Origin of the sequence: Streptomyces sp. NPDC005925, assembly GCF_040638805.1 — a bacterium.
Classification (GTDB): Bacteria; Actinomycetota; Actinomycetes; order Streptomycetales; family Streptomycetaceae; genus Streptomyces.
In genome coordinates this window covers 193,854-220,408 of record NZ_JBEXVL010000006.1, presented here as the reverse complement: position 1 = coordinate 220,408, position 26,555 = coordinate 193,854, and the positions used below count along the sequence as shown (strand labels likewise).

Here is a 26,555-nt window from a genome sequence, read left to right as displayed (position 1 = left end):
CCCTATTCCGCCTTCACGTCGAACTCGGCGGAGGACGCCTTGCCGGAGGCCGGGGTGACGGCGACCCTGACCAGCCAGTCACCGGGCATGCCCAGCACGAGCTTGGCCTGGTAGCCGTCGCCCTTGAGGCCCGCCGACTGGTCGCCGCCCTTCATCTTCATGTTCGGCATCTCCGAGTTGATGTCGACCTTGGCGTCGTGCACCGTCTTGCCCGCCGAGTCCCTGACGGTGATGGTGGCGGTGCCCGCCGCCCCGCCGCCCTTGACGGGGCACGGACGGAGCTTGAGGGTTATCTTCAGGCCCGCATCGGTCTTGGTGCCGGTGCAGCTCGCGTTGAGGTCCGTGCCGTCGGCGCTGCCGGCGGTCGCGGACGATGTCGTGCTGCAGCCGGTGACGAGAAGTGCGGCCAGAGCCGCACTCGTCACGGCGACCGGGCGCACCGCCCCCTTGGAGGTACGGGGCCCAGCCCGCCGCGCCCTCTTCGTTCCACGGTCGGCAGGCTGGGGGGTGGCTGTGCGCCAGGTCATCGTGTGCTCCTTCGGAGTCGCGGGCGGAGGAAGGTCAGCCGCAGCAGGAGGACTTCTTGACGGGTTCCGCCGACGCGGCCGTATCGGCCGTCCCGGCAGCGGGCTTGGGCCCGCAGCAGGAGGACGTCTTGGGCGCCGCGGCGGGCTTGGGCCCGCAGCAGGATGACGTCTTCGCAGCCGCGGCCTCGGGGGCCTTCTCGGTCTCGGCGGCCGGCTTCGGTCCGCAGCACGACGACGTCTTCGGCGCTTCGGCGGTCGGGGTCCCCTGGGCGGCATCCCAGAACAGGTTTCCGAGGCTGGTGTCAGACATGGGCGTTGTCCTTTCCGGTGGTGTTCTTACGGGCCCGGCCCTCCTGGGCCTGGCAGAGTTCCGTGAGCCGCCCGCCCGCGGTGAGCAGTTCGACGGGGCGGCCCGATTCGACGATGTGTCCGTCTTCGAGGACGAAGACCTGGTCCAGGTCCTCGACGAGGGTCAGCCAGTGGGCGACGACGATCGCGGTACGGCCTTCGAGGAGGCGGCGGATCGCGGCGAAGACCAGGCGCTGCCGGTCCGGGTCGACACTGGAGATGGCCTCGTCGAGGACGATGACACGGGGGTCGGCGAGCATGGCGCGGGCCAGGGCGATGATCTGTCGCTCGCCCACCGACAGGCGCGAACCCCGTTCGCCGACCCGTGTCCTGTAGCCGTCGCGCAGGCTGGAGATCACCTCGTGGGCGCCGACCGCCTCGGCCGCCCGGACGACTTGTTCCTCCGTGGCCTCCGGCCGGCCGAAGAGGATGTTCTCGGTGACCGTCCCGTCGAAGAGCTGGGCCTCCTGGGTGACCAGCAGCACCTGGGACCTGACGGATGCGCTGCTGATGCCGGCGAGGTCGTGGCCGTCGATGCGGACCGTGCCGCGGGTGGGGACGTAGAGGCGGACGAGGAGTTGCATCAGGGTGCTCTTGCCGGCGCCGCTCGAGCCCACGATGCCGATGTGCTGTCCCTGTTCGGCACGCAGGGAGATGCCGTGCAGCACGTCGGGCCCGTCCCCGTAGGCGAACGTCACGTCGTCGACCTCGACGACGCCTTCGACGGGGGGCAGGGTGCCGGGCCCGCTCTCCTCCTCCTGCAGGTCGAGGACGTCGAGCATGCGGCGCGCGGAGGCGGCGATGTCGGAGGCCTGGCCCATCTGGTTGGCGAGGTCGCGGACCGGGTTCAGCATGCGCTTGACGAACAGCGCGAACGCGGCGAGGGTTCCGGCCGCCAGGGCGGTGCCGGAGGCCATGCCCATGGACGCCATCATGGTGTCGGTGCCCATGAGCATCCAGGTCATCGGCATCATGCCGGAGGCCATGTCGAAGAAGAAGCCGGACCCGAGCTGGTGGCCGTTGATGATCTGCAGGCCGCCGAAGAAGATCAGCAGGGCCAGGGCCAGGAAGACGCTGAAGCCGAGGTGAGAGGTGAGCCAGAGCCGCTTGCGCGAGAGGCAGTTGTGGACCTCGCTGTACTCCTCCGAACGTCGGCGCAGGTCGGCGAGGACCGCCTCCTCCTGCCCGAAGGCGCGGATGTCCGCGAGGCCGTCGATCCGCTGGTTGAGGTAACCGACCATGCGGTCCCAGCCTTCGCGCTGGGCACGGGTGTCGGGGCGCAGGCGCGCCGTCCACTTGACGGCGATCCAGACCATGAGCGGGATGGTGACGAGCGTCGGCAGGGCGACCAGGGGGCTGAGGGCGAGGAGGAAAGCGGCGAACGCGATGAACCAGACGACGCTGTTGATGATCTCCATCAGCGTCTTGGTCAGGAAGCCGCGGAAGCGGTTGGCCTCGAAGAGGACCCGCGTGACCCACTCGCCGCTCGCCTGGGAGACGTGCCGGGAGAGCTGCACATTGTGCAGGCGCACGACGAGGTCGTTGCGGATGGTGACGGTCAGGCGCTCGTTGACCCGGATCATCGCCGAGTTGTAGACGATGCGGATGACGTTTTCGACGACGGTCAGCAGGACGAGGTTGAGCGCGGTCGACTCCACGGCTTCCATGTCGCCCATGACGATGTGCCCGATGCCGGCCATCACGGTGTACATCACCGCGATGGTGACGACCGTGTTCAGGACGGCCATGGCGGTGGCGGCACTCAGCCAGCCCCAGTGGGGGCGCACGTAGGGGAGGAAGCGCCGTACGGCGCGGAAGAGGGTTCGCCGTGCCTCGCGTTCGTCCATGAGGTCTTCGGGCGCCTGAGCCGCAGTGGTGGTGGTCATACGTCGCTTCCTCCGTCCGGGCCGGCCGCACCGGCGAGGGTGACCTGGGCCTTCACGGAGGGCTCCTGGGCTGCGAGGTTGATGGTGCGGTCCATGTAGCCGGCGACCGCCGGCTGCTGGGAGGCGATGACCAGGGTGCGGCCGCGGCGGACTCGCAGGACCGTCTCCACCAGCGCGGCTTCGGTCTCGGCGTCCAGGTTGGCGGTGGGGTTGTCGAGCAGCAGGATCTCGGGGTCCACGAGGAACACGCGGGCCAGGCCGATCCGCTGGCGTTCTCCCGCGGAGAGGTCGAGGGTGCTGGCGCCGAAGCGGCGGTCCAGCGGGATGTGGGACAGTCCGGCGGCCTCGACGGCGTCGGCTATCTCCTGGCGAGTGGCCGCGGGCCGGGCGAAGCGGACGTTGTCCTCAAGGGTGCCCTCGATGATCCACTGGCGCTGGGGCAGGCAGACGATGCGGCTGCGCAGCGCGGCGGTCGCGTAGGAGCGGGCATCGATGCCGTCGTACGTCACGGTGCCGGCGTCCGGGTCGCGGAGTCTGGCCAGCACGTGCAGCAGGGTCGACTTGCCGCTTCCGGTGGGGCCGGTCAGGGCGACGGCCTCGCCCGGCTCGACGCGGAAGTCGACTCGGTCGAGGATACGGCGGCCCGCGATGTCGACGTCGATGCCGGTTGCGTGGATCCCCCCGAATGCGGGGACGTCGGTGTTGCCGTCGCGGGTGGCGAGTACGGAGGGGGCGTCCATGACACGCAGGAGGCGCTGCGCGGTGACGACGCTGCGAAACGCTCCGTTCACGTGCATGGCGAGCATGTGGATGCTCATCTGGAACATCATCACCAGGGCGACGACCGCGACGAGGTCGCCGACGGTGCTGGTGCCGTCCAGGACGGCGTGGCCCCCGGCCCAGAGGGCGATCGGCGTCGGAAGGCCGCCGACGACGTTGAGGACCGCCTCCCACCGGCTGTAGGTGCGCTTCATCTGACCGTCGCGGGCCGTGTGGTCCTCGTTGACCCTGTTGAGGCGTTCGGAGGCGTCCGACTCGCGGCCGTACGACTTCACGACGTTGATGTTGGCGAGGGACTCGCCGACGCCGGCCAGGAGCTTGGTGAACTGGTGCTTCAGGTCGATGAAGGCCCGCTGCAGCCGCAGTTGCACGGTGAAGTTCCCGATGATGACGAAGATCATGGGAATGATGGCGAGCAGGGTCGTGCGGGGGTCGATCATGAGCGCCGTGATGAGCATGGCGAGTGTGACGAGCACCTGGTTGAGGAGCTCGAGCAGACCCCCGTTGGTGAGTCCGCGGACGGAGACGGCGTCGGAGATGAGCCGGGTGAGCGCCCGGCCCCCGGACGCCTCCGCGATGTCGGCGGGGCCCAGGTGCATCATCTTGCGCACCAGGTCCTCACGGAGATCGTTGACGGCTTTGCTGGCCACGGTGAATCGCATGCGCTTGCCGTAGTGCAGCAGGGCCGTGGTGGCGACGCCGGCGGCGAGCACGCCGGCCGAGGTCAGCAGCAGGCTGCTGGACTCACCGCCCAGCACGCCGATGTCGATGGCGTAGCGGGTCAGGAGCGGCACGGCGATATTACCCAGGAGGCCGACGAACATGATCACCGTGGCGGTGATGATCTCGCGGCGGTAGCGCAGCGGGTAGCCATAGATGAAGCGCAGCGCGCGTAGCGAGTCGTTCAACGTCGAGCCCCCTCCGAAGTGTTGTGGGGTGGTGGTTCACGGGCCGCACGCCGTGAGGTGTGGTGTTGCGGGCGCGCCATGTGGTGTGGTTTCACGGGCCGCACCCCGTGGGGTGCGGCCCGCCGTCGCGTCCCGGACGGGAATCAGTCGCAGCAGGCGCAGGCGCAGCCGCACTCCTGACCGTCTTCGGCGACGTCCTCGGCACCGCTGGTCTCGCAGCAGCCCGATCCGATCATGTCGTCAGCCATGGTTCCTCCTCCCCAGCCTTGATTCGATGATTTCAAAAGTATCGAATCACGTGCCGGGGCGAGCGTCAACCGGTCTGTCTCGAGCCGCAGTTGTCAGCAGCAGCTGGTGTGCGGGCGGTCCACCGCGGCGTCCGCCGCGGCGTCGTCGGCCAGGCGGACGGCGAGTTGCTCCATGACCCTGCGGTAGTCGCGCTCCAGCTGCTCGCGGCTCTCGCCGGCGAGCACGACGCGTCCGAAGGCCCCGCCCCTGGCGTGCTGCACGGGGAGCACGGCGTCGCCCGGCCGGACGTCGAACTCGACGAACGGCGGCAACGGGGATTCGAGACCCTCGAATGCCCCGACGGCCTCGGCGTTGTAGTCGATGCGTCCGCCCGACTCGAAGACCACGCTGCGGTACAGCCCGAAGGGTGCCTTGGGGGCCCGGGGCTCCGGGTGGCGTCCCAGTGCGGCCTCCGTGGCGATGAGACTGGGTTCGTGACCGGTGGTGGTCCGGATCATCTCGACCGCCTGGCCACCCGGCACCCTGGGGTTGACCTCGCCGGCGCGCCAGCCGTCAGCCGTCAGGGTGAACTGGAGGGCCGCGACCCAGTCATCGAGGCCGACGGCCGTGAGGACCCGGTCCGCGAGATCCTCGAGTTCGGCGAGCCGTGCCTCGTCGAGGCGGCTCGGGAAGACGCCACCCACCTTGACGAAGGTGGGAGGGGGCCCGACCTCCCCCTCGACGACCCACATGACCCGGGTTCTTCCCCCGACCCTGGAGGCGAAGACACCGAATTCCGGTCCGGTGACGTACTCCTCGATGAGGACGGTGTCCCGGCCGGCGGCCAGGATGTCGGCCACCGACCGCTCCACGTCCTCGACGTTGTCGCAGTACTGGAGGCCGGCGGCGCTGGAGGCGTCACGCGGTTTCACGACGACAGGGAGCCCGAGCTCCCGGGCGGCCTCGGCCCCCTCCTTGGTTCCGGCGACTGTCCTGTTCCGCGGCACGGGCACTCCGGCGTCCGCGAGGAGCCGGTGCGTCGCGGCCTTGTCGATGCAGTCACGGGCGGCCTGCTCGGTGATGCCGTGATCGAGTTTCAGCTCGGCGCGCAGGCGCCCGGCAAGAGGGACGAGGCTCTCGACCCCCGTGACGACGGCGTCGACGGGCCGGTCGGCGTGGGTCGCGGTGACTCGAGCGGTCACCTCGTCCCAGTCGCCGAAGTCGACCTGCAACGGGTAGTCGGCGAGCATGACCTGCTCGATCGTCATGTTCTCCTCGGCGAACACGACGTCGTAACCGGTGTGTTCCTTCAGCTGCTGCACCGTGCGCTGGCCGCTGAGGACGAGGACGCGAAGGGTCAAGGGACCATCACCTGCTGATGTTCGGGCTCGACGTGGAGTCGGAGCGATTCGAAGAGGGCGCGGTACCGGCTCTCCAGCTCCGCGGGGTCGTCGCCGTACACCACGATGCGGCCGTAACTGCCGCCCTGCGGGTCGTCGACACTGCGGACGCTGTCTCCCGGCTCCACGTCGAGCATGACGGCGGGTTCGTCGGTGCCGTCGAGGTCGTACCAGGCTGTGCCCGGCCGGTCGGAGGTCACGCACCGGTAGAGGACCCGGTTCGCGGTGGGCAGGCCCCGAGTGACCGGGAGCCCGAGAGCGATCTCGGCGGCGGCACGCGTGAGATCCACGCCGTTGAGCCGTTCCGTCACGGCGCACAGTTGCCCGCCGGGCGGACGGGCGGCGACGTTGATCAGGACGGGGCCGTTCTCACCGATCCGCACCTGGGTGTGGGAGACGGCGTGGTCGAAGCCCAGGACGGCGAGGGCCCGCGTGACGAAGGCCGTGATCTCGGCCTCCCGCTCCCGGCCGAGTCCGCTGGGGAAGTCGTACCCGATCTCGGCCTGCCGGGGACCGGGACCGACGTGCTGGGCCAGGATGCCGACGACCTCGGTCCGGCCGTCGCTCGTGACGCTCTGCACGGCGTACTCGGGGCCCTCGACGAAACGTTCCACGAGAAGCGCGGTGGAGCCGAGGACGTCGACGGCGCGGGCCACGTCGTCGGCGGTCCGGCACAGCATGCTCCCCCGGCCTCGCGAACCGGTCGCCTTCTTGACGACGACGGGCAGGCCGAGGTGCTGCGCGGCGGCCGAGGCGTCGGCCGGGTCCGTGGCGGGCAGGTGGTCGGGGACCCGCACTCCCCCGCTGGCCAGGACCATCCGCATACGGATCTTGTCGTGGCAGGCGAGCGCGGCCTGGAGGTCGAGCCCGCGGGCCCCGAGCCGGGCGGCCAGGTAGCTGGCCAGCGGGAGGTGTGCGTCGTAGACGCTGAAGACCGCGTCGACGGGGCGGCCGGCGTGCAGCCAGCGCAGCGCCGCTTCCGCGGCCTCCCAGTCGTCCAGGTCGACGTCCAGGGGGACGTCGACCTGGCAGGCGAGGTCCAGCGGGGTGGGGTTGTCGAGCAGGATGGACCGTACGTCGAGGTCGTTCAGAACGTCGACGACGCGGCGTCCGGAGATGCACGCCACACTGGGGCGGGTGTCCGCGTTCATCAGCAGCACCTCTTGGCCATGTCGAGTTGTTCGTCGGGACCCTGGCAACGCTGTTCGAGACGCCGGCAGGCCGCGTGCAGGGCGGCCTGCCCGGCCCGGTCCGACGTGTTGAGGGCGAGGTAGAGCGGGACGGGCCGTGCGCCGAGCTTGCGCTTCTCCACACCGTTGGACCGGCCGAGGTCGACCGTGGTGACGCCCGTGCTGACAGCGCTCTGGATCAACCGCGCTGCCATGGCGCGGTAGGGCACGAAGTGGGCGAGCCGCTCGGTGTCGAGCCCGGCCAGCCACATCGACCGGTTGCGGCCGAACTGCCAGCCGGCGAACACGGCCACCGTCCGGTCCTCGGCGTCGGCGGCGGTCACCGTGCGCTCGTAGGGGGCCAGCCGGGAGTTGATGGCGTGGAGAAACGCTTCGGGCAGCACGTCGGTGGGCGTACCGCGGCTCTTGAGGATGGAGTGGACGAGGCGGACGAGGGTGTCGGCGTCCGTCGGTGTCTCCGCGACCGTGTGGTCGCGTCCGGAGACGCGGCGCTCCTTTTCCAGCTTCCGGCGGAGTCTCCCGGTGGCGAAACCCCAGTAGTCCCTCGCGGACGGCACGTCGGTGTCACACCGGTAGGAGGTGGTGATGTGGGCAGTGGCGTAGCCGTGCCGCAGCAGCAGCCCTGCGAGACCGCCCGCCGGGGCGTTCGCCACGCCCCAGGTCCGCGCGCCGTCGTCGCCGGCTGCCGTCCGCAGGGCGGCGAGCAGCGAGACGAGTGCGTCCTGGTGGCCGGGGACGGCGAGAGGTCCGCCGTCGAGTGCCGCGAGACTGTGGGCCAGGAGCACGGGGCCGCCCAGGTCCAGCTGGGCGAGGTCCGTCAGGTAGGAGAGCCGGGGGCACTCGTGCACCAGGTACGCCGGGCAGACGGCGACGAGAGCGCCGTCGCGGTAGGCGAGCAGGTGGCGCGGCTCGAAGCGGCCCGGCGGGGCGTCCTCGAAGGCGGCGAGCCACTCCCAGGTGTGGAAGATGGTTCCGCCCGCCTGCGCGACGACACGGTTCCATTCCGCGCTGTCGATGGTGTCGATGGACGCCCGCACCTCGATCCGGTGCCGCTCGGACACCTCGGGCATGGGCTCGGTGAGGGTCATCCGGGCCACCTCAGCAGCACGACTTGAACTCGCGGCTGTCGGTCCGCGCCGGACCGAGACCGTCGGCGAACACCACCTGCAGGCTCAGTGCCTCGCGAACCCGGCGCTCGGCACGGTCCAGGTCCTCGGCCGTCTCGCCGTAGACCACGATGCGCCCGTAGACGCCTCCGTCGGGGTGGTCCTTGGGCCTGACGGTCTCACCGGGGTCGACCTCGATCTCGACGATGGGGCTGTGGGGCCCCGGCTCCGGCGCCACCTCGTCGTACAGAAGCGTGCCGGAAGTGTCGAAGACGATGCTCGAGTAGCGGGCGTACGGCACGGTGGCCCCCGCCGGGGACGGCGGGAGCCCCACGGCCTGGCGGGTGACGGCCTCCGTCATGTCGACGCCGCTGACCGCCGTGGTCATCTCCACCAGGCGCCCTCCGGGGCGACGCGCGTTGACCTCTATGACGCGGAAGCCGTCAGGACCGCGCCGTACCTGGGTGTGGCTGATCCAGTCGTCGACACCCAGCGCCGCAAGGACGTCCCGCACGAGGTCGTCGAGTTCGCGCCGCTCGGCCGGCGACAGGCCGCTGGGATGCTCGTAACCCAGTTCCACGAAGACCGGCGGGGGCGTCATGAGCTGCCGGAAGACGCTCAGGACGCTGGTCCGGGTGTCCTGCGTGAGGGTCTGGACGGCGTATTCGGGCCCGTCGACGTACTCCTCCACGAGGGCCCCCGGCAGGGGGCCGGCGGGCGAGGCGAACAGCGCGCCGACGGCCGCGCGCAGCTCGCCCTCGCCCGAGCAACAGCGAACTCCGAAGGCACCCGCGCCGTCCCGCGGTTTGACGACGACGGGGTAGCCGAGAGTGTCTGCCGCCTTGATCGCCTCCTCCACCGTGGTGGCGAGCGCGAAGCGGGGCACGGGAAGTCCCGCTTCGCTCAGCACGGTGCGCGTGCGCCACTTGTCACGGCAGTTCGTCACGGCCGCTTCGCCCAGGCCCCGGGGACGGTCGACGAGCAGCCCGTTCAGATGGGCCATCAGCGGCAGTCGGGGTTCGGTGTGGGTGAGTACGGCCGCGAGAGTGTCGTCGCCGAGCTCGGCGCGTATCGTCCGGGCGACCACGTCCCAGTCGTCGAGGTCGACGTCGACGTGGGCGTCGACCCAGGGCATGCAGTGCCACGGCACCTGCTCGTCCACGAGCACCACGCGGTATCCGAGGTCCCGTACGACGCTGAACTCCCGCTCGCTGCGGCCTCCGAGGACGACGACGGAGCCGGAGCCGGGATGGGATGGATCAGTCACTGCCGCAGTCCTTCGAAGTGAGGTCGGAATGGAGCGGGGACGCGGTCAGCAGCAGGTGTTGGCCTTCTTCGCCGAGGAGGCGACGGCCTGGACGGCGGGACGCTGCAGTGCGTCGAGCTTCATCGCCTCGACGATGCCGGCGATCTGGCCTATTTCCTCGTTCTTGAGGCCGAGCCGCTTGGCCGCGGCGAGGAAGGAACGCACCGTCTCCTCGCGGTCCTGCATGAGCGCGGCGCAGAGGGCGACGGCGGCGCGGGTCTTGGGATCCAGCGCCTCGTGGTCGAAGACGGCGGCGAAGAAGTCCTGGTAGCTCTTGGAGAAGGTGCTGTGGTGCTCACCGACCGTGGGGGCGAGCTGGATGAGCTGGGTGGAGACGGACTGCTGGGCGGCGGCCATGGTGAAGCTCCTGATGAGAAAGGTCGATGTAGGCGATCAGTTCGGGAGGGCGAGGCGGCGGACGGTCTCGAGGACGAGTCGACCCGCCTTGTGCAGGGCGTCGGGGTCGATCCGCTCAGGACTGTCGAGCGGCGAGTGGTAGTGGGCAGCGCCGAGTCCGATCCCCGCGGCGGGGAAGCCCACCGACGCGTAGCGCCGGTTGTCCGACGACACCGTCCCCGCGTAGAGGGGGAGGCCGAGGCCTCGGCCGGCGCCGTCGAGCGCCGCGATGAGGCGCTGGGGCTGCGGGTCCCGGGGGCCGAGTTCGATCGCGACCCTGCCGTTGAACTTGCCGGCCATGTCGAGGTTCAGCACGTCCGGTTCGCTTCCGGCCTCGTGCAGGCTGCGCGCGTGGTGGCTGGAGCCCAGCGTGCCGATCTCCTCGGCGTCCACGAAGGCGAACACGACGGGACGGCGCAGCGGCCCGGACGATGTCAGCAGGCGGGCCACCTCGCACAGGACGGCGGTGCCGCTGGCGTTGTCCCCGGCGCACGGGAAGTGGCGTTCGGGGTCGGAGCCGACACCGTCGTAGTGTGCGCAGAGCAGGATGGGATCGGCCGCAGGGTCGGTCCCCGGCAGGCCGGCGACGACGTTCGTGCCCGTGGCCGCCTCGCGGACCAGGGGCACGTGAGCGGTGACCCGGCCCCCGACGGCGGCGGCCAGGAGGTCCGGCCGTACGGCCACGACGGGTATGCCGACCGGCGGTGGGCCCTGGACGCGCTTGGTGAGGAACCCCGAGGCGTCCGCGTTCTGCGCGGTGAGGATACCCACCGCGCCGCGCGCCTGGAGGGCGCCGGCAAGTTCGGCGAAGGCATCGCCCTGCGGAACCGACAGCAGCGTGGCCCACTCCCCCGCTCCGGCGCTCTCGGAGACCGTGCCCGTGATGGGTCGCGTCATCGGAGCCGAGCGCGGGTGCTCGGCGAACTCGGCACGGTGGACGAGTTCGCGGTCGAGCCGAGGGCCTTCCGCTCTCAGGATGGGCTGGGCCTCCAACCGCATGACGTCACGGATCGGGAAGCTGTGCAGTTCGGGGACGAGTCCGTACGACGTCAGCTCCGCGACCAGGAACCTGGTGGCCAGGTCGTGTCCGGCGGTGCCGGGCGCACGCCCCTGCATGTCCGGTGTGCACAGGGCCCGGAGCGTCGCCATGGCACGTCGTGTGTCGAAGGCGTCCGTCGCCTGCTGCGCCGGGGCGGGCTCCTGACCCTGGGCCGTGTCGGTCATCTGCGGTGTCTCCTCAGCAACTGCAGCCGGACTCACCGCCACCGCCGCTGGGCTCCCCGCAGCAGCCGCCGCCCTGTCCGCCGGGGACGGAGCCGGTGGCGTCGGCGGGCTCACCACAGCATCCGCCCTGCGAGGCGCCCGCGGTGGCGGTCGGGTCCGTGACGAAACCGCCGACGGGCTCCTGCCCGGCGGCCTCATTCGAAGTCGTGGTCATGACGCGCATCCTTCCCTTGCCCAATTCGAACTCTCTTTACTTAAACAAGTATCGAATCAGAGAGATCGTGATGTCAATGGCCGTGGCGCGCCCGCTCTCCGACCGCGTCCAGGAAAGCCCGTATCAGCGGGTGGAGCCGGGACGCCGTCGAGGACAGTTCGGGCTGGAAGAGACTGCCCACGAAGAAGGGATGGTCGGGCAGCTCGACCGCCCGGGGCGCCTTCTCGGCGTCCCAGCCGCTGACCCGCAGGGAGCCGCCGAGGAGCCTGTCCTCGTAGACCGGGTTCAGTCCGTACTTGCAGTGGTACGTCTCCTCGGTGGACCCGATGCCCGAGTAGACGGAGGAGAGACGGCTGCCGGGTTCGATGTACAGCGGCGCCGTCTCGCCCACCAGGGAGCACGAGAGCGGGACGATGAGCGGGGTGGCGGCGTCGGCGTCGTACTGCACGTCCTCGGCGCCGTCGATGCCGAGGACGTTGCGGGCGTACTCGATGAGCGCGTGCTGGAAGCCTCCGCAGGTGCCGAGGTACGGGATGCCGCGCGTGCGGGCGGTACGGATCGCGAGCAGGACGTTCATCTGACTGGCGTACGGCGAGCCCGGGACGACCCAGATCCCGTCATAGTCCCCGATGGCCTCGGTCACGTCGCTGCTGGGCAGCCAGTCGACTCCGACGCCGAAGGCGGGGATGAGTTCCTTGAAACGAACATGGGAGGGAACGCTGTCGCTGAGGTCGCCGACGAGCGCGAGCCTCGGGCGCGAAGTCATCGAAGTGTCTCCTGTGTGTGGTGGACGAATGGAACGCGTACGCATCGAGGTGTACGGCCGACGGCGCTCACCACAGCGCCCGTCCGGTCATGCGGGAAGCGGGGGCGAGCCCGAGCAGCGCGAGCACGCTGGGAGCGATGTCCGCGAGCGTCGCCGGTCGGGCGGGACGAGCCACCTTCTGTCCCTCGGCCGGGGCGAGCACGGCCGGGACGGGGTTGGTGGTGTGACCGCCGTACGGTCGGGCGCCGCCGTCCCCGTCGTCGGTGAGCATCTTCTCGGCGTTGCCGTGGTCGCCGACGAGCAGCACCCAGCGGCCGGTTGCCCGCGCGGTGCGGCAGATGGCCTGCACGGCTCGGTCGGTGTGCTCGGCGGCCTGGCGGGTGGCGTCGAAGTGACCCGTGTGGCCGACGACGTCGATGTTGGCGAGGTTGGCGATCACGAGGGGGACGTCGGCGCGGTGCGCGGCGGTGACGACGGCCTCGGTGACCCGTTCGATGTTCATGGCGGGACGCGCCGTGTAGTCGGGTGCGGTGTCACCGGTGATCTTCACGTGCTCCTCGACGGGTACGGGGGTGGCGTCCCGGCCGTTGAGGTAGTAGGTGACGTGCTCGAACTTCTCGGCCTCGGCGATGCGTACGGAGCGCACGCCTCGCACGGCCAGCTCGGCGGCGAGACCGCCGCCCGCGTCCGACCGGTGCACCAGGGCCGGGATCGCCGCCTCGGTGTCGTACTGGGCGAGGCTGAGGAAGGTGATCCGCCGCCCGGTGAGCCGGCGGTGCAGGTCGTCCGCGAGCTGCTGGATGCGGTCGCTGCGGAAGTTCGTGAAGAGGATGGCGTCGCCGTCCTGGACCCGCCCGAGCGGTCGGCCGTCCGCGGAAGTGACGACGCAGGGCGGCACCCACTCGTCCCCGCGTCGGGCCAGTTCCAGCGCCTCCCGTGGCTCACCGACGGACTCGCCCTTGCCGTCCACGACGGCGAGCGCGGCACGCTCCGTCAACTCGAGATCGCCGCTCTTGTCGAGTGCGTAGCCACGTCCGACCACCGTGACCACCTGCCCGACACCCGCCTGGGCGGCATAGGTGCTCACGAGATCCAGATGGGCGGCGGCGGTCTGGTCGGCGACGTCACGCCCATCGGTGATCGCGTGGATGCGCACCTCGGGCACCGAGAACAGCGCGGCGATGCGCAGCAGTTCCTGCAGATGACGGACGTCGGAGTGGATCATGCCGTCGGAGCAGAGGCCGATGAGGTGCAGAGCGCCGCCTGTCCGGGCGAGCCCGCTGAGCACCTCGGTCAGCGTCTCGTTCGAGCGCATCCGGCCGGTGGAGATCTCGTCCTGGACGAGCACGCTGTCGTACGGGACCGGCCGGCCCGCCCCGATGACCATGTGCCCGATCTCGGAGTTGCCCACGGTGCCCGGCAGCAGTCCGACCGCCGCGCCGGACGCCTCGGCGAGGACAGTCGGACACGTGGTGAGCAGGTTGTCCAGGAACGGTGTCGAGGCCGCGGCCAGCGCGTTGGCGGCGCCCGGTCGTGCGTGCCCCCAGCCGTCGAGCACCAGGAGGACGCCCGGGGTCCCGGCGCTCACAAGGTGCTCGTGGTGCCGTCGTGGAGGCTGTCCAGGGTCGTCCAGAAGGCCGGGAAGGACTTCGCGACGCAGCCCGGGTCCTTGATGACGACGCCCTCGGCCCGCAGTCCGGCGATGGCGAAGCACATGGCGATGCGGTGGTCGTCGTAGGTGTCGATGACGGCGCCCCGAGGCGCGCCACCCGTGATCGTCATGGCGTCGGGGTGCTCCTCGACTGTGATGCCCATCTTGCGCAGCTCGGCGGTGACGGCGGCGATGCGGTCGCACTCCTTGATGCGCAGGCTGGCGATGTTGCTGATATGGGTGGTGCCCTGCGCGAACGCGGCGACGACGGCGAGGGTGGGCACGGCATCGGGCATCGCTTCCATGTCGATGTCGATGCCGTGGAGCTCGCCGCCGGTCAGGGTGATGGAGTCCTCGGCGACCTCGGCCGTACAGCCCATGCGGACCAGGGCGTCCACGAGGCCGACGTCGCCCTGCTTGGACTGCTTGCCGATGCCGGGGACGGTGACCTTGCCGCCCAGTACGGCGGCGGCGGCGAGGAAGTAGGACATGCCGGAGGCGTCGGGCTCGACGACGACGGTGCCGCCCCGCAGTCTCTGCCCCGCCGCGACCGAGAAGCGGGTGTAGCCGTCGCGTTCGACCGCGACACCCATGTCGGCGAGGGCGGCGATCGTCATCTCGACGTAGGGCTTCGACACGAGGTCGTCGACGATGTGGATCTCGGTGTCCTGCTGGGCGCGTGTCGCGTTGATCAGCAGGCTGGAGGTGAACTGGGAACTGACCGCGCCGCTGATGCGCGTCGATCCACCGCGGAAGCTCGGTCCGGTGACCCTGATGGGCGGGCTGCCGTTGCCGCGGACGGCCTCGGCCGTGACGCCGACGCCCGGCAGTGCGTCGAGGAGGGAGCCCATGGGGCGCTCCTGCATGCGCTTGGTTCCGGTGAGAACCGTCGTGCCCTCGGCGTGGCCGGCCATGGCGATCAGGAAGCGGATCGGGGTGCCGGCCGCGCCGACGTAGACCTCCTCGGTCGGCGCCACCATGTCCCTGCCCGTGGGCGTGACGGTGATCCGCTCCGCTGCGGCATCGATGTCCACCTCCACGTGGCCGAAGGCGCGCAGCGCGGCCGCGAGGAACTGCGTGTCGTCGCAGACGAGGGCGCCCTCGATCGTGGTCGCTTCACCGGACAGGGCCGCGAGCGCGAGGTAGCGGTTGGAGTAGCTCTTGGATCCGAGGACCTTCACCCGCTTGTCGAAGGTAGGCAGGGGGCGAATCGCGACGCTCTCGGCCTTCATCCGCGGATCTGTCTCGAATGCGCTCAAAGCCTCTCCCGATGGTCATGGCGTGGCGACGCCGGTGTTGACGCGATCGAGCCTGCGGGGCTGCGGTATGGCTGAGAAGCTTCTTTCGGCTGCAACAAGTTGCCCGGCAGCATGCTGCCCGTCTTGATCACGTTGAGTCGCAAAGCACGCACTGATGATCAAGCTGCAGTGTTATCTTGAGGAAATTCAATTCAGCAACAGACCTGTGGGGGGCGGATGTTGCAGTCATTGGGATTGGACGACCTGACCTACGAGATCTACCGCTTCGCTCTGAATCGTCCGGGGTGTCGCCTCGACGAGTTGCTGCTCGCCGTCGACGCACCCGAGACTGCCGTACGGGACGGCGTGAGCCGCCTGCTCGAGCTGGCGCTGCTGCGCCGGGCGGAGGGCAGCCTCATACCCGCCCGTCCACCGCTCGCTCTCCGCTCGATGCTGGAGCGTCATCAGGCCGACATCCTGCGCCGCCAGCAGGAGTTCATCCATGTCAAGGCGGCCGTGGACCGCCTCTCGGAGGAGTACGAGGACGCGCAGGCGCGGGGTACGCACGCCGGCTGGGAGCGTCTGGAGTCGCAGGCGGCGATCCACACCCGGATGGAACATCTCGCAGGCCGGGCCACCACCGAGTGCGTGTCCCTTCTTCCCGCGGACGCGAACGGTGACGACGCGCTGCGCGCACGCCGCCCCATCGACCAGCACATGCTGGACCGCGGACTCCGGGTGTGGAACGTCTATCTGGAGAGCATCTACAACGACCGCGCCGGCCTCGCCTACGCCCGCTGGGTCGCCCAGAGCGGCGGCCGGGTGGGCACCACGCCGACGCTGCCGATCTGGCTCGTCGTCTACGACCGGACCACGGCACTGCTGCCCGTCGACCCCAAGGACCCGGCCGCCGGAGCCGTACAGGTGACGGGTGCCGGGTACATCGCCGGTCTGCTCGCCCTGTTCGAGCGTCTCTGCGAGAGCATGACGCCGCTCGACGCCCCGGGTGCGTGCGACGGCGAGCAGCTCACACCGCTGGAGAAGGAGTTGCTCCGTCTGATGGGTCAGGGACTCACCGACGAAGCGGTGTGCAAGAAGTTCGGACTGGGCGTACGGACCGCGCGTCGCATGATTGCCGACCTCATGGAGCGCCTGGGAGCCCGCAGCAGGTTCGAGGCCGGAGCCAAGGCCGTGGAGCGTGGCTGGCTGCGTCCCTGCGCGTGCGGTGCCGACCAGCCGGTGCGCGCCAAGAAGGCGAAGAACTCCCCGCCCACGACCACGCCCGGGATGCCTCAAGGAGCGGACATCGGCGCCCTGGTCTGACACGCGTCCGCGTACGGCATCAGGCCGGGGTGGCCGCCAGTTCGTCCACGCCCGGCACGGCGAGCAGACCCGAGAGCATCCCGAGGTTGTCCCGCCGCAGGCGGTAGTAGACCCACGTGCCACGGCGTTCCGACGTCACCAGACTCGCCTCGCGGAGGATCTTGAGGTGATACGAGATCGTGGGAGCGGAGAGGTCGAACGGTTCGGTCAGATCGCAGACGCATACTTCACCGTCGCCGGTAGCGGACGCGATCATCGACAACAGGCGAAGCCGGATCGGGTCGCCGAGGGCCTTGAACATCTTGGCCGTCCCCATCGCCCGTTCCTCGTCGAGAGCCGCGGCTATGACGGGCGTGCAGCAGGACACCGGGTCGATCACCTCAAGCTGTGCCATCTTCGCATTTTGACAGTCATCGAATCTTTGCGCAACTGACTCGAGGCTGGACGGCCCGCGCCGTCCGTGCTAGTGAGGCACGGGCAGCGGCCCGCCTCGCGTCACGCGCCGGTGGGTGCGCGGCGTGAGGCGGGCCGGCGTCCGGCCGGGCCGCAGGACGGATCCCGCCGCGTCGCCCGGACGTCCGGGTCGGTTCAGCCCGGCACCTTGACGACCCGGCAGGCGAAGCACTTGTACGCCTGCTGCCCGGAGAGGTTGTCGTAGTAGCGGTCGTCGACCAGGGTGTTCGCCGCTTCGTAGCGCTCGGCCCCCAGCTCCTCGGCGAGCTTCTGGGCCGGGCCGAACGTGTTCGGCAGGAAGACGGTGTCCTCCCGGATCCCCTCCCAGTACAGCGCCGTCGCACGGACCTTGCCCCGCGGGCTCTCCACCACCACGTCGTCGCGGTCCTCGATGCCGAGCCTGCGAGCGGTGTCCGGGTGGAGCTGGAGGAACCGGATCCCGTTGAGACGGGCGCCGGTGGGCGCCCAGTGCGTGACGGACGCGAAGTGGACGACGCTGGGCCGTCCGGTGATGCCCATCAGCGGATAGGCGCGGTGGACCGCGTCGTCGCCCTGCACACCGAGCCGCACCGGATGCGTGACGGCCTGCGGATTGACGGGGTTCGTCACGAAGCTCGTTCCGTACGAGAGCGTGGGGTGGGCGCCCGTGACCTCGGGGTGCGTGTAGAAGCCGGGCAACGCGGCGTGACCCGCTGTCGCGAGGTGCCGGTCCAGTTCCGCGGTGAAGATCTCGATCTTGCCGCTGGGGGTGAGGAAGCGGCGCCCCTTCGCGGCACCCAGCGATTCGGCGGCCTCGTACCAGGAGGGGTGGTCCTGGTAGAGCACGCTGACGCCGGGGTGGCGGGGTGTCGGGCAGGGCCAGCGCAGGGGCTCGGAGCGCTTCCGCATCCGCTCCCTGGTCATGCCGCCCATACCCGGGGTGTGCTTCACGAACTCGGCCCAGAGGGCGGAGTAGTCCTTCCAGCCCAGGGGGAACGCGTCGGCCCAGTACGCATGACCCTTGCGCTGGTCCTGGCGCGCGAGGGCGTGCGCGAGGTCGATCCAGATCTCGTAGTCGGTCTTCGACTCCCCGCAGCGTGGAACAGCCGCCTCCTGCCACCGGATGGCGCGGTCGTCGCGTCGCATGTAGACGCCTTCGTATTCCAGCGGCGAGCTGACGGGGAGGACGACGTCCGCGTAGTCGGCCGCCTCCTCCATGAACAGACCGGTGTAGACGTAGAAGTCGAGCGTGCGGAACGCTTCCCTGACCTTCTCCGTGTTGGCGGAGGAGATCAGCGGGTTGCCCTGGGTGATGATCGCCTTGAGGGGGTACGGCTTGCCGGTGAGGATCGCCTCGGCGAAGTAGTCGGGGCCCACCGGCAGGGCGGCGCCGACCTCAGGGGTGCGGGCGGTGAGCTCGGGAAGGTGCAGGTCGCCGGGCCAGGTGTTGTGCATGAAATTGCACCCGGTGCCGGGTCGGCCGATGTTGCCCGTGACCGCGGCCAGGAAGGTCAGGACGCGGTAGGTGTCGAAGGCGCCGAGCTGGTGGGAGATGCCGGCGTTGCAGAAGATGGCCGCCTTGTCGGCGCGTGCGTAGTCGCGGGCGATCCGGCGGATCGTCTCGGCCGGCACTCCGGTGACGCGGGAGGCCCACTGCGGGGTGTAGCCGGATCCGGCCATGTGTACCTGCAGTTCCTCGAACCCGAGGACCCAGCGGTCGACGAACTCCCGGTCGTGGAGGTCCTTGTCGAGGATGTGATGCAGGATCCCGAGGGCGAGGGCGAGATCCGTGTGGGGCTTGGGGGAGATCCACTCGTCGGCGAGCACGCCCGTCGGGGTTCGGCGCGGGTCGACGACGACGAGCTTGGCCTGGTTGCGCTCGCGGCCGCGCAGCAGGTAGTCGAAGGTGACGGGGTGCGTCTCGGCCTGGTTGGTGCCGAGGAAGAGGTAGTAGTCGGCCGAGCCGAGGTCGTCCTGGCCGGTGGCGCCATCCGTGCCGTAGCCGTTGGTGAAGTTGCCGAGGCCGAACGTGGCCTTCAGGGCGTTGCCGCCGGCGTCGTTGCAGACGGGGCCGACATCGGTGTTGTTGGGGCTGCCGAGGAGGGCGAACAGGCGGGCGACCAGGGAGCCGGTGCCGCGCGGGAGGCGACCGGTGGTGCGGTTCGCGATGGAGGCCGCCTGGCCGCTGTCCCGCAGGGCGAGGAAGCGGGTGGCGATCAGGTCGAGCGCCTCGTCCCACGTGGCCTCGCGGAAGACGGAGTCCTTGGAACCCTTCCGGCCACCGGTACGGATCAAGGGCTTGGTCAGACGCAGAGGGCTGTGTACGAGTTCAGCCATCATCGGCGCCTTGACGCAGATGTTGCCGCGCTGGACGGGGTCACCGGAGGCGCCCCGGACACTGATGACGCGATCGGCACGGACGCCCACGGAGATGGCACAGTTCGAGTTGCAGAACTGGCAGGCGCTCTTGACGACCCGGTCGGGGTGTAAAGCCGCCGATCCCTCGGTGAAGCCCAGCAGAGTGCTCGCGCCGGCGGTGGCAGGGGGTGTGCCGTCGGGGTCCGCCCCGGCAGCGGAAGGGACGTTGACCATCAGGGCCGCGCTGGTCAGCACGGCGCCCTGGACCACGGTCCGTCTGGATACCGGTTCGCTGCTGTGGGACATGACGACTCCCCCTGTGGTTGGCATGCGATGAGAGCCTATGGCGATCACCACCACCTGTCTGGAAACTCATCGAATCAAGAGGCTGGATCGGGGCGTGCCGCCCCACGACGACGGCCCCACGGGCGGTCGGCGCGTTGCGCCGCCGCCCACCGCGGGAACCGGCCCGTCGCGACCGCTCACCCCACGGCAGCGGGCCGTTGCGACACCGCCGGCAGGTCCAGCTGAACCGTCGTGTCGCAGAGCCTGGCCACCTGGGCGGGGTCGTGCGAGACCAGTAAGACCGTCCGCTTCCCGCGCAGGGCGGCCACCGATTCCTCGACCGTGTCCCGGCTCCGCTCGTCCAGGGCGCTCGTCGGCTCGTCGAGGAGGAGGGCGGCCGGTTCCAGTGCCAGGGCGCGTGCGAGACACAGGCGCTGACGTTGACCGGCGGAGAGGTTCTGGGCCGGTGAGTCGAGCCGGTCGCAGACCTCCTTCCACAAACCGGCTTCCTTCAGAGCCTGTTCGGCGCGGTCACGCAGGGTTTCCCGGGACGCCCGCATGACGTGCCGGATCCCGAACAGGGCGTTGTCGAGGATGCTGCCGCCGAAGACCACCGGCGTCTGGGGGACCAGCACGACTTTCGTCCTGAGGCCGGCATCGCCCCTGCGGGGCATGATCGGCCTGCCCAGCACCTCCAGGTGTCCTTCCCGGGCGAGACCGGTGGGAAGCAGGTCCACGAGCACGCGCAGCACCGTGGACTTTCCGGCGCCCGAGGGCCCGCACAGTCCGGTCGTCGACCCCTGCTTCAGGCTGAAGGAGACAGGCCCGACGAGCATCTTGTCCCGGTCCCGGACTCGGAGTTCCCTCACGGCGATCACGTGGTCCATCGATCCCCCTCGAAGCGCTTGCGCAGCACGACCGCCACGCTCAGTAGTACTGCTGTGATGAGCACCAGGACCAGGGCGCTCCCCCACGCCTGCGAGACCGCCGCCGGGTCACCGGAGTCCTGCGACAACGTGAAGATGTGCGTGGGCAACGCCTGCACGGGAGCGTTGACGATCCCGCTGGGCAGGCCCGGCGCGCCAAAGAACACCGTGGCGGTGAACAGCAGCGGCGCCGTCTCTCCCGCGGCACGGGCCAGCCCGAGCAGGAGCCCGGTGACCGTCGCCGGCCAGGCGTACGGAACGACGACGGACCGTATGTACTGAGCTCGCGACAGGCCGAGCGACAGCGCACTCTCGGTGATCTCCGTCGGCATGCCGCTGACCCGTCCGGCCGTCGTCAGCGCGATGACGGGGACGACCACCGGCACGAGCACGAGGGCGCCCACCAGCCACGATCGGCCCCACCCCATGGCGCTGCACACGATCACGAACCCGGCGAGACCGAGGAGGATGGTCGGCGTCCCGCCCAGCACCACGGTCACCGTCTGCAGGACGCGCGCCCTGCGCGTGGAGGCGTACACGCCGAGCAGGATTCCGGCCCCGAATCCGAGCGGAAGGGCGATGAGCCCCGTGGTGATGACCAGGAGGAGCGTGCCGAGGATCTGGTCCCTCACCCCGCCGCCGGCCGCACCGGCCGCCGAGGTGAACCAGAAGGACGGCGCGAAGGCGGTGCTCCCCCGGGTCACGAGCACGGCGAGCATGGCCACGAGGAGGACGACGGGCAGCAGCAGGGCCCCGAGGCGGAGCAGCCTCACCAGCTGGTCCAGCTCACGGCGCATCCGCCCGGACCGCCGTTGCCGGTTCCCCCGCGGAGGTGCCCCCGCGAGGGACGAGCGTCGGGTACCCCACACGGTCGTCGCGGCCACGAGCGCGAGCAGTATCAGTCCCAGTCCGCAGATCGAGGCGAAGTAGGGGCCGGAGGTTCCCGCCAGGACAGGTTCCGGGCCGGCCAGCTTGGTGGTCAGTGTCTGCCCCGGATGGACGAGCGAATCGAGCAGCTCGCCGAACGAGGTCGGCAGGCGGCCGTCCGCCCTCCCCACGACCAGGAACACCGCGATCGCCTCGCCGAGCCCTCGAGCGAGACCGAGGAGCACCGCGGCTCTCATGCCCTGGCGGGCTTGGGGCAGCACTGCGGACCGGATCACCTCCCGTCGCGTCAGGCCAAGGGAGTAGGCGGCCTCGCGGTACCGGTCCGGCACCGCCGACAGGGCGTCCACGCTCACGGCGACGATCGTCGGCGTGATCATCACCGCCAGCACGATCCCCGCCGCGAGGAGGCTGTCTCCGCCGGGGACGTCCCCGAACCACGAGATGACCGGGCGTACGGCCATGATGCCGATGAGGCCGTAGACGATGGACGGAACGGCGGCCAGCAGCTCGACGCTCATCCGCAGGGGCCCCGCGAGCCGGGGCGGCAGGTACTCCGAGAGCGCGATGGCCCCCGCCCAGCCGACCGGCACCGCGAGCGCGAGGGCGATCAGGCTGACGACAGCCGTGCCGTACATCATGGCGAGCCCGCCGAAGGCGGAGTCGCCCGGGCTCCACATGGACTCCGTCACGAGCGCGGCCCAGTCGACCGTCCCACTGAGCGTGCCCACTCCGAGGTAGCCCACCAGGACGAGCAGCACGCCCGCGGTCAGGGCGGCGCCGGTGAAAACCCAGGCCCAGACCCAGGAGGAGGGGCGCGGGCGCGGTGACGCGTGTGGTGCGGCGGGCTGCCGCACCAGCATCTTCACGGTCACGGGCTACTTCCCGATGCGCTTGAGGGTGAGGTAGCCGTGCTTGGTCATGAGGGCCTGCCCCTTGTCCGACAGGACGTAGTCGATGAACTGCTTCGCGTCGCCCTTCGGCTTTCCGTCCGTGATCATGTAGAGCGGCCGGCTCATCGGGTACTTCCCGGAGGCCACGTTCTGCGTGGAAGCGGAGATGCCGTCGAGGCTGACCACGGCGAGCTTGTCGCGCCCCTCGACAAATCCGGTGGACAGGGGGGCCACGGCGCCCGGCGTCGACTCGAGTTTGTTGCGGGTCTCCAGGTTTCCGCCCACGATCGCGAAGTTGTCGGAGTTCGGCGGGGGCGGGGGCTTCTCCCCGTGGTACAGGTACTTGTCGAGCACCTCACGGGTGCCGCGCCCGGGCTCCTTGTCGTAGACGAAGACCGGCAGGTCCGGCCCCCCGACCTCCTTCCAGTTCTTGATCTTCCCCTCGAACAGTCCCTGCACCTGCGCCACGGTCAGGTTCTTGACCCCGGCGTCGGCAACCTGCCTGGTGATGATCACGCCCACGGCGTCGGCACCGATCTGGGTGGGGACGAAGTCCGTCTGGGGACTGGCGGCCCGGTCCTCGTCCGAGAGCGGCTTCGAGCTGAGCGCGATGTCGATCTGGCCGGCGCCGAGCTGCGAGATGCCGCCCGCCGAGCCACCCTGTGTGGCGACCGTGATGTCGAGCCCCTCCGCCTTCACCGCCTCGGCGGCATCGGCGACGACAGGAGCGACGGTCGTGGAACCGCTCGCCTGCAGCACCGTGTTGGACCCGGCGTCGGCGTCCGCACAGGCCGTCGCGAGGGACATAATCAGGACAGCGCCCGAAGCGAGGTATGCGAACTTCCTGCCTTTGGCCGGCCCCTTGGACTGAACCTCACTCATCGTCAAGGTCAGCGGCTGCGACGGCGATTCCATCATGTGGGACATGCAGAGCCCTCCCCCAGTTGATCTCTGATTCGAACGGAGTCTAAGCAGGGCGACGGGTGACTGAGAACCCTCTATCAACTACCAACTGTTTCAGTTGAGTTCACGTCGCCCATCCGTCCTGCATCTCTTCCGATTACTTGATCACCCCTTTACCTTTGATGATCTTTCGCGGCTTCCGATGCGCGTCGCGCTGCCGGGGCGACGGGGCAGGACGACGTCCCCGCCCGGTGTGAACCGGACAGTCACCTGAAGGAGGCGCTGAAGCTGAGGGCCGCCGGTCCGCGGAGACCCGTGCACGCGGGCGCGGGCGGCTGTCCGCCCGGTCCGCCGGAGCCGCGGCGGACCACGCACGTAGTCCCGTCTCCCCACCGCGGGCCCACCCGGAGGGAACCGGCCCGCCACACGGGCGCACACCGACCCGACAGCCCGGCTCACGGGTCCGCTTCGTCCCGGCGCTCGTGCCGGGACGACGTAGCCGACCAGATCGGGCAGCGGTTCCCAGCGGGGGACTAGCGCGTCACGCGGTAGCGGAGGTAGACGATGTCTGCGCTGATGGTGCGGGTCTCGACGAGTTCGAGATCCACCCGGCGCTCGCGCCGGGGAAAGAACGGGATGCCGCCGCCGACCAGCACCGGGCAGACCCTGACCCGGAACTCGTCGATGAGACCCAGCGCGGCCGCCTCGGCGGCGAGAGTCGCGCCGCCGATGGCGATGTGGCCCTCCCCCGGCTCGGCTCGCAACCGCGCGATCTCCTCCGCCGGGCCGCCGGTAGCCAGCCGGGCATTGCCCCGCACCGCCGACAGCGCGGTGGAGAACACCACCTTCGGGAGCGGCTTCCAGACCGCGGCCCATTCGAGCATGGAGTCGTCGAGCGATGGGTCCTGGTCGGCGGTCTCCCAGTACAGCATCGTCTCGTACAGCCGTCGGCCCAACAGGTGGACGCCGACCTCTCGCATCTCGTCCGTGACGAAGCGGAGAAACTCCTCGTCGGGCGCCGTCCAGTCGAAGTCGCCGTCCGGCCCGACGATGTAGCCGTCGAGAGAGACGCTCATCGAATAGATCACGCTGCGCATCAGAAGTCCTCCCGGGTGACGGCTCGACCGTACGACCGCCGTACGCCGCAGGACTGGTCGCGACTCGTAGAAATTTCTCCCGCAGCGGGACGTGTCCGCCATCCGGCCGATCGCGGACGGAGGAACGACGATGGTGAAGCCAGAAGTGGCGGGCGACGGCCGGGCAGGCGGCCGGCTCGCGGCACGATCCTCAGGCGCCCCCGCCCGTGATGCCGTCTGCCTTGGCTGCGTCGGCGACGGCCTCGGCAGCGGCCTCGGCGGCCTGCGCCGCGTCGCTCGCGGCCATGGAAGCCCCGTGGTCCGGGGGCTTCTCGCGGGTGGCCGACGACTGAGGCAGCACCTCGCTGAAGGCCTGGGAAACCCCCTGGAGTGCGGAGGTGACTTCGCTGGGGATGACCCAGAAGGTGTTGCCCGGGCCCTGCGCGAGTTGCGGCAGCGTCTGGAGGTACTGCCAGGCCAGCAGTTTGGGATCGGGGTCGTTGCGGTGTACGGCCTGGAACACCTCGTCGATGGCCCGTGACTGGCCCTCGGCCTGGAGGATCGCAGCGCTGCGGTTGCCCTCCGCACGAAGCACGGCGGCCTGCTTGTCACCTTCCGCGGTGAGAACCTGCGACTGGCGTTGCCCTTCGGCCCCGAGAATCGCCGCCCGCTTGTCGCGCTCCGCCCGCATCTGCTTCTGCATCGCGTCCTTGATGGACTGCGGCGGATCGATGGCCTTGATCTCCACCCGGTTGACCCTCAGCCCCCACTTACCGGTGGCCTCGTCCAGCACACCCCGGAGCTGGCTGTTGATGGTGTCCCGGGAGGTGAGCGTCTTCTCCAGATCCATGGACCCCACGACGTTGCGCAGGGTGGTGACGGTCAATTGCTCGACCGCCTGGAGGAAATTGGCGATCTCGTAGAAAGCCGCTCGCGGGTCGGTGACCTGGAAGTACAGGACGGTGTCGATCTCGACGACCAGATTGTCCTCGGTGATGACCGGCTGGGGTTGGAAGGAGACGACCTGTTCCCGGAGGTCGATCACCGGATAAACGCGGTCGATGTAGGGGATGACGAGACTGAGACCGGGTTTCAGTGTCCGGTGGTAGCGGCCGAGGCGCTCGACGTTCCGAGCGCGCGCCTGGGGCACGATACGGACCGCCCGCACCACGGTGAACACTGCGATGAGTGCGACGATCAGGCCGGCGATGAGGAGCGCGTCCATGATTCAGACCCGGGGGTAGACGAATGCGGTGGCGCCGCTGATCTCTATGACGTCGACGGTTGTTCCGGGAGGAATCACCAGCGTCTCATCGTAGGCGCGGGCCGTCCATTCCTCACCGTCGATACGGACCCTGCCGCCCAGGCCCGTCACTTCCGAAACGGCGTAGGCGGCCTTGCCCACCAGGGCGTCGATGCCGAATCGCTCTGCTTGGGGCGGGCGCAGGTGTCGCACGGCAACAGGGCGCAGGAAGACCACGCCGGCCACCGCGACGACGGTGAACGCCATGAATTGAAGAGGCACCGGCAGCCCGACTGCGGCGAGTCCCCCCGTGATCAGTGCCGCCGCGCTCAGCATTCCGAGTGCGGCGGTGAGCGTGAGGATTTCCGTCGCCGCGAGCACAGCCGCGGTGATCAACCAGATCAGCCATGGATCCATTGCATCTTCTTCCGGCCGGTGCGGGTGCGCGAATACGAGGACGACCACCTCTTGGCCGCAAGAGTGAGGCAGTCGCGCATCACGAGAGACGACCGTCTCGCTCAACGCATTCCGCTGTGGTGGTAGAACGCTCGTTGGGTGACCACGATTCCGCACTTATGATTTTACGCGTTCTGAAGTCTTGAATGGGCAGGTTCACCTGCTCGCCGGGCGTTCGGTCTGTCCGGGTTCGCGGAGGTGCGGGATGAGCGGGCCGGTGCCCCGGTAGCCGCCGTCAGCGATGACCGTGGTGCGGCCGACGGTGCCCTTCGCGCCGGACAGCTCCCACGCCGTGCAGTGGTTGCGGTTGCCGGGCAGTGGCGGGCCGACGGCGACGACGAGCCGGGTGTCGGCGTCGACGACGTCCTGGTGGTTGGTGGAGTACCGGTAGTTCCCGGACTGCTCGGCGATCTGGTGGTCGCGGGGGGGACCAGGGTGCCGTCCACGAGGAGAACGGTGTCCTTGGCGAACCGCACCAGAAGCGAAGATCGACAGCCTCTGGCTCCCCGAAACGACAGCAGTAACACTTCACCACAACCGCGTCCCGCTCCTGTGCGTCCTACTACTGAGCGGCGGCAGAAGCCGGCCACCCCGGGGGATCGGGACG

The 26,555-nt window shown here is 69.8% G+C and carries 23 protein-coding genes and 1 pseudogene; 1 reads left to right on the top strand and 23 read right to left on the bottom strand.

Annotated elements, in window-relative coordinates; genetic code table 11:
- Positions 1 to 2: 2 nt before the first annotated feature.
- The 14 genes from ABZ354_RS11100 to aroA all read right to left on the bottom strand — a co-directional run bounded on the left by ABZ354_RS11100 (position 3) and on the right by aroA (position 15,189).
- Positions 3 to 425, bottom strand: a complete 423-nt coding sequence (locus tag ABZ354_RS11100; protein WP_358655282.1) for a FixH family protein — start codon at positions 423 to 425, stop codon at positions 3 to 5.
- A 136-nt stretch (positions 426 to 561) separates the two neighbouring features.
- Entirely contained in the window at positions 562 to 837 is a 276-nt protein-coding gene (locus ABZ354_RS11095; protein ID WP_358655280.1) for a hypothetical protein, read from the bottom strand.
- Positions 830 to 2,761, bottom strand: coding sequence for an ABC transporter ATP-binding protein (locus tag ABZ354_RS11090; protein WP_358655279.1), 1,932 nt, complete (start codon positions 2,759 to 2,761; stop codon positions 830 to 832). The genes ABZ354_RS11095 and ABZ354_RS11090 overlap by 8 nt, the downstream gene beginning before the upstream one ends.
- Entirely contained in the window at positions 2,758 to 4,449 is a 1,692-nt protein-coding gene (locus tag ABZ354_RS11085) for an ABC transporter ATP-binding protein (RefSeq protein WP_358655277.1), read from the bottom strand. Before ABZ354_RS11085 ends, ABZ354_RS11090 begins: the two co-directional genes overlap by 4 nt.
- 341 nt (positions 4,450 to 4,790) lie before the next feature.
- Entirely contained in the window at positions 4,791 to 6,038 is a 1,248-nt protein-coding gene (locus ABZ354_RS11080; RefSeq protein WP_358655275.1) for an ATP-grasp domain-containing protein, read from the bottom strand.
- A complete protein-coding gene (locus tag ABZ354_RS11075; RefSeq protein WP_358655273.1) occupies positions 6,035 to 7,228 on the bottom strand; it encodes an ATP-grasp domain-containing protein in 1,194 nt (397 codons plus the stop codon). Before ABZ354_RS11075 ends, ABZ354_RS11080 begins: the two co-directional genes overlap by 4 nt.
- A complete protein-coding gene (locus ABZ354_RS11070) occupies positions 7,228 to 8,355 on the bottom strand; it encodes a GNAT family N-acetyltransferase (RefSeq protein ID WP_358655271.1) in 1,128 nt (375 codons plus the stop codon). The genes ABZ354_RS11075 and ABZ354_RS11070 overlap by 1 nt, the downstream gene beginning before the upstream one ends.
- Positions 8,356 to 8,365: 10 nt before the next feature.
- Positions 8,366 to 9,640 carry an ATP-grasp domain-containing protein gene (locus ABZ354_RS11065; RefSeq protein ID WP_358655269.1) on the bottom strand — a complete coding sequence of 425 codons (1,275 nt, stop codon included), beginning with the start codon at positions 9,638 to 9,640 and terminating at the stop codon, positions 8,366 to 8,368.
- A gap of 45 nt (positions 9,641 to 9,685) precedes the next feature.
- A complete protein-coding gene (locus tag ABZ354_RS11060; protein WP_358655267.1) occupies positions 9,686 to 10,036 on the bottom strand; it encodes a carboxymuconolactone decarboxylase family protein in 351 nt (116 codons plus the stop codon).
- A 36-nt stretch (positions 10,037 to 10,072) separates the two neighbouring features.
- Positions 10,073 to 11,299 (bottom strand): M28 family metallopeptidase, encoded by a 1,227-nt coding sequence (locus tag ABZ354_RS11055; protein ID WP_358655265.1) that lies wholly within the window; start codon positions 11,297 to 11,299, stop codon positions 10,073 to 10,075.
- Between the two features lie 13 nt (positions 11,300 to 11,312).
- Positions 11,313 to 11,513: a hypothetical protein gene (locus ABZ354_RS11050; protein ID WP_358655263.1), complete on the bottom strand. Its 201-nt coding sequence runs from the start codon at positions 11,511 to 11,513 to the stop codon at positions 11,313 to 11,315.
- A 73-nt stretch (positions 11,514 to 11,586) separates the two neighbouring features.
- The gene (locus ABZ354_RS11045) at positions 11,587 to 12,279 is read right to left on the bottom strand and encodes a hypothetical protein (protein ID WP_358655262.1); all 693 of its coding nucleotides are present in this window, start codon (positions 12,277 to 12,279) and stop codon (positions 11,587 to 11,589) included.
- A 67-nt stretch (positions 12,280 to 12,346) separates the two neighbouring features.
- Positions 12,347 to 13,867, bottom strand: coding sequence for a 2,3-bisphosphoglycerate-independent phosphoglycerate mutase (gpmI, locus tag ABZ354_RS11040; protein ID WP_358655260.1), 1,521 nt, complete (start codon positions 13,865 to 13,867; stop codon positions 12,347 to 12,349).
- Positions 13,864 to 15,189, bottom strand: a complete 1,326-nt coding sequence (gene aroA / locus ABZ354_RS11035) for a 3-phosphoshikimate 1-carboxyvinyltransferase (protein WP_358655258.1) — start codon at positions 15,187 to 15,189, stop codon at positions 13,864 to 13,866. Before aroA ends, gpmI begins: the two co-directional genes overlap by 4 nt.
- 228 nt (positions 15,190 to 15,417) lie before the next feature.
- Here aroA and ABZ354_RS11030 point away from each other — a divergent pair, with 228 nt between their 5' ends.
- Positions 15,418 to 16,491, top strand: a complete 1,074-nt coding sequence (locus ABZ354_RS11030) for a helix-turn-helix transcriptional regulator (protein ID WP_358655257.1) — start codon at positions 15,418 to 15,420, stop codon at positions 16,489 to 16,491.
- Between the two features lie 19 nt (positions 16,492 to 16,510).
- Here ABZ354_RS11030 and ABZ354_RS11025 read toward each other — a convergent pair whose 3' ends face one another.
- From ABZ354_RS11025 to ABZ354_RS10985, 9 genes and pseudogenes are all read right to left on the bottom strand, one after another.
- A complete protein-coding gene (locus tag ABZ354_RS11025; protein WP_358655255.1) occupies positions 16,511 to 16,885 on the bottom strand; it encodes a metalloregulator ArsR/SmtB family transcription factor in 375 nt (124 codons plus the stop codon).
- Positions 16,886 to 17,079: 194 nt separating this feature from the next.
- Entirely contained in the window at positions 17,080 to 19,587 is a 2,508-nt protein-coding gene (locus tag ABZ354_RS11020; protein WP_358655253.1) for a molybdopterin-dependent oxidoreductase, read from the bottom strand.
- Between the two features lie 176 nt (positions 19,588 to 19,763).
- Positions 19,764 to 20,453 carry an ATP-binding cassette domain-containing protein gene (locus tag ABZ354_RS11015; protein WP_358655251.1) on the bottom strand — a complete coding sequence of 230 codons (690 nt, stop codon included), beginning with the start codon at positions 20,451 to 20,453 and terminating at the stop codon, positions 19,764 to 19,766.
- On the bottom strand, positions 20,441 to 22,252 hold the full coding sequence (gene pstC / locus ABZ354_RS11010; protein ID WP_358655250.1) for a phosphate ABC transporter permease subunit PstC: 1,812 nt from the start codon (positions 22,250 to 22,252) through the stop codon (positions 20,441 to 20,443). The genes ABZ354_RS11015 and pstC overlap by 13 nt, the downstream gene beginning before the upstream one ends.
- 3 nt (positions 22,253 to 22,255) lie before the next feature.
- Positions 22,256 to 23,077: a phosphate ABC transporter substrate-binding protein gene (locus ABZ354_RS11005; RefSeq protein ID WP_358655248.1), complete on the bottom strand. Its 822-nt coding sequence runs from the start codon at positions 23,075 to 23,077 to the stop codon at positions 22,256 to 22,258.
- A 629-nt stretch (positions 23,078 to 23,706) separates the two neighbouring features.
- Positions 23,707 to 24,270 carry a dihydrofolate reductase family protein gene (locus ABZ354_RS11000; protein WP_358655246.1) on the bottom strand — a complete coding sequence of 188 codons (564 nt, stop codon included), beginning with the start codon at positions 24,268 to 24,270 and terminating at the stop codon, positions 23,707 to 23,709.
- Between the two features lie 190 nt (positions 24,271 to 24,460).
- Entirely contained in the window at positions 24,461 to 25,474 is a 1,014-nt protein-coding gene (locus tag ABZ354_RS10995) for an SPFH domain-containing protein (RefSeq protein WP_358655244.1), read from the bottom strand.
- A 3-nt stretch (positions 25,475 to 25,477) separates the two neighbouring features.
- Positions 25,478 to 25,909, bottom strand: a complete 432-nt coding sequence (locus tag ABZ354_RS10990) for an NfeD family protein (protein ID WP_358655243.1) — start codon at positions 25,907 to 25,909, stop codon at positions 25,478 to 25,480.
- A 207-nt stretch (positions 25,910 to 26,116) separates the two neighbouring features.
- A pseudogene (locus ABZ354_RS10985) lies at positions 26,117 to 26,421 on the bottom strand (transposase); the annotation flags it as partial.
- Between the last annotated feature and the right edge of the window lie 134 nt (positions 26,422 to 26,555).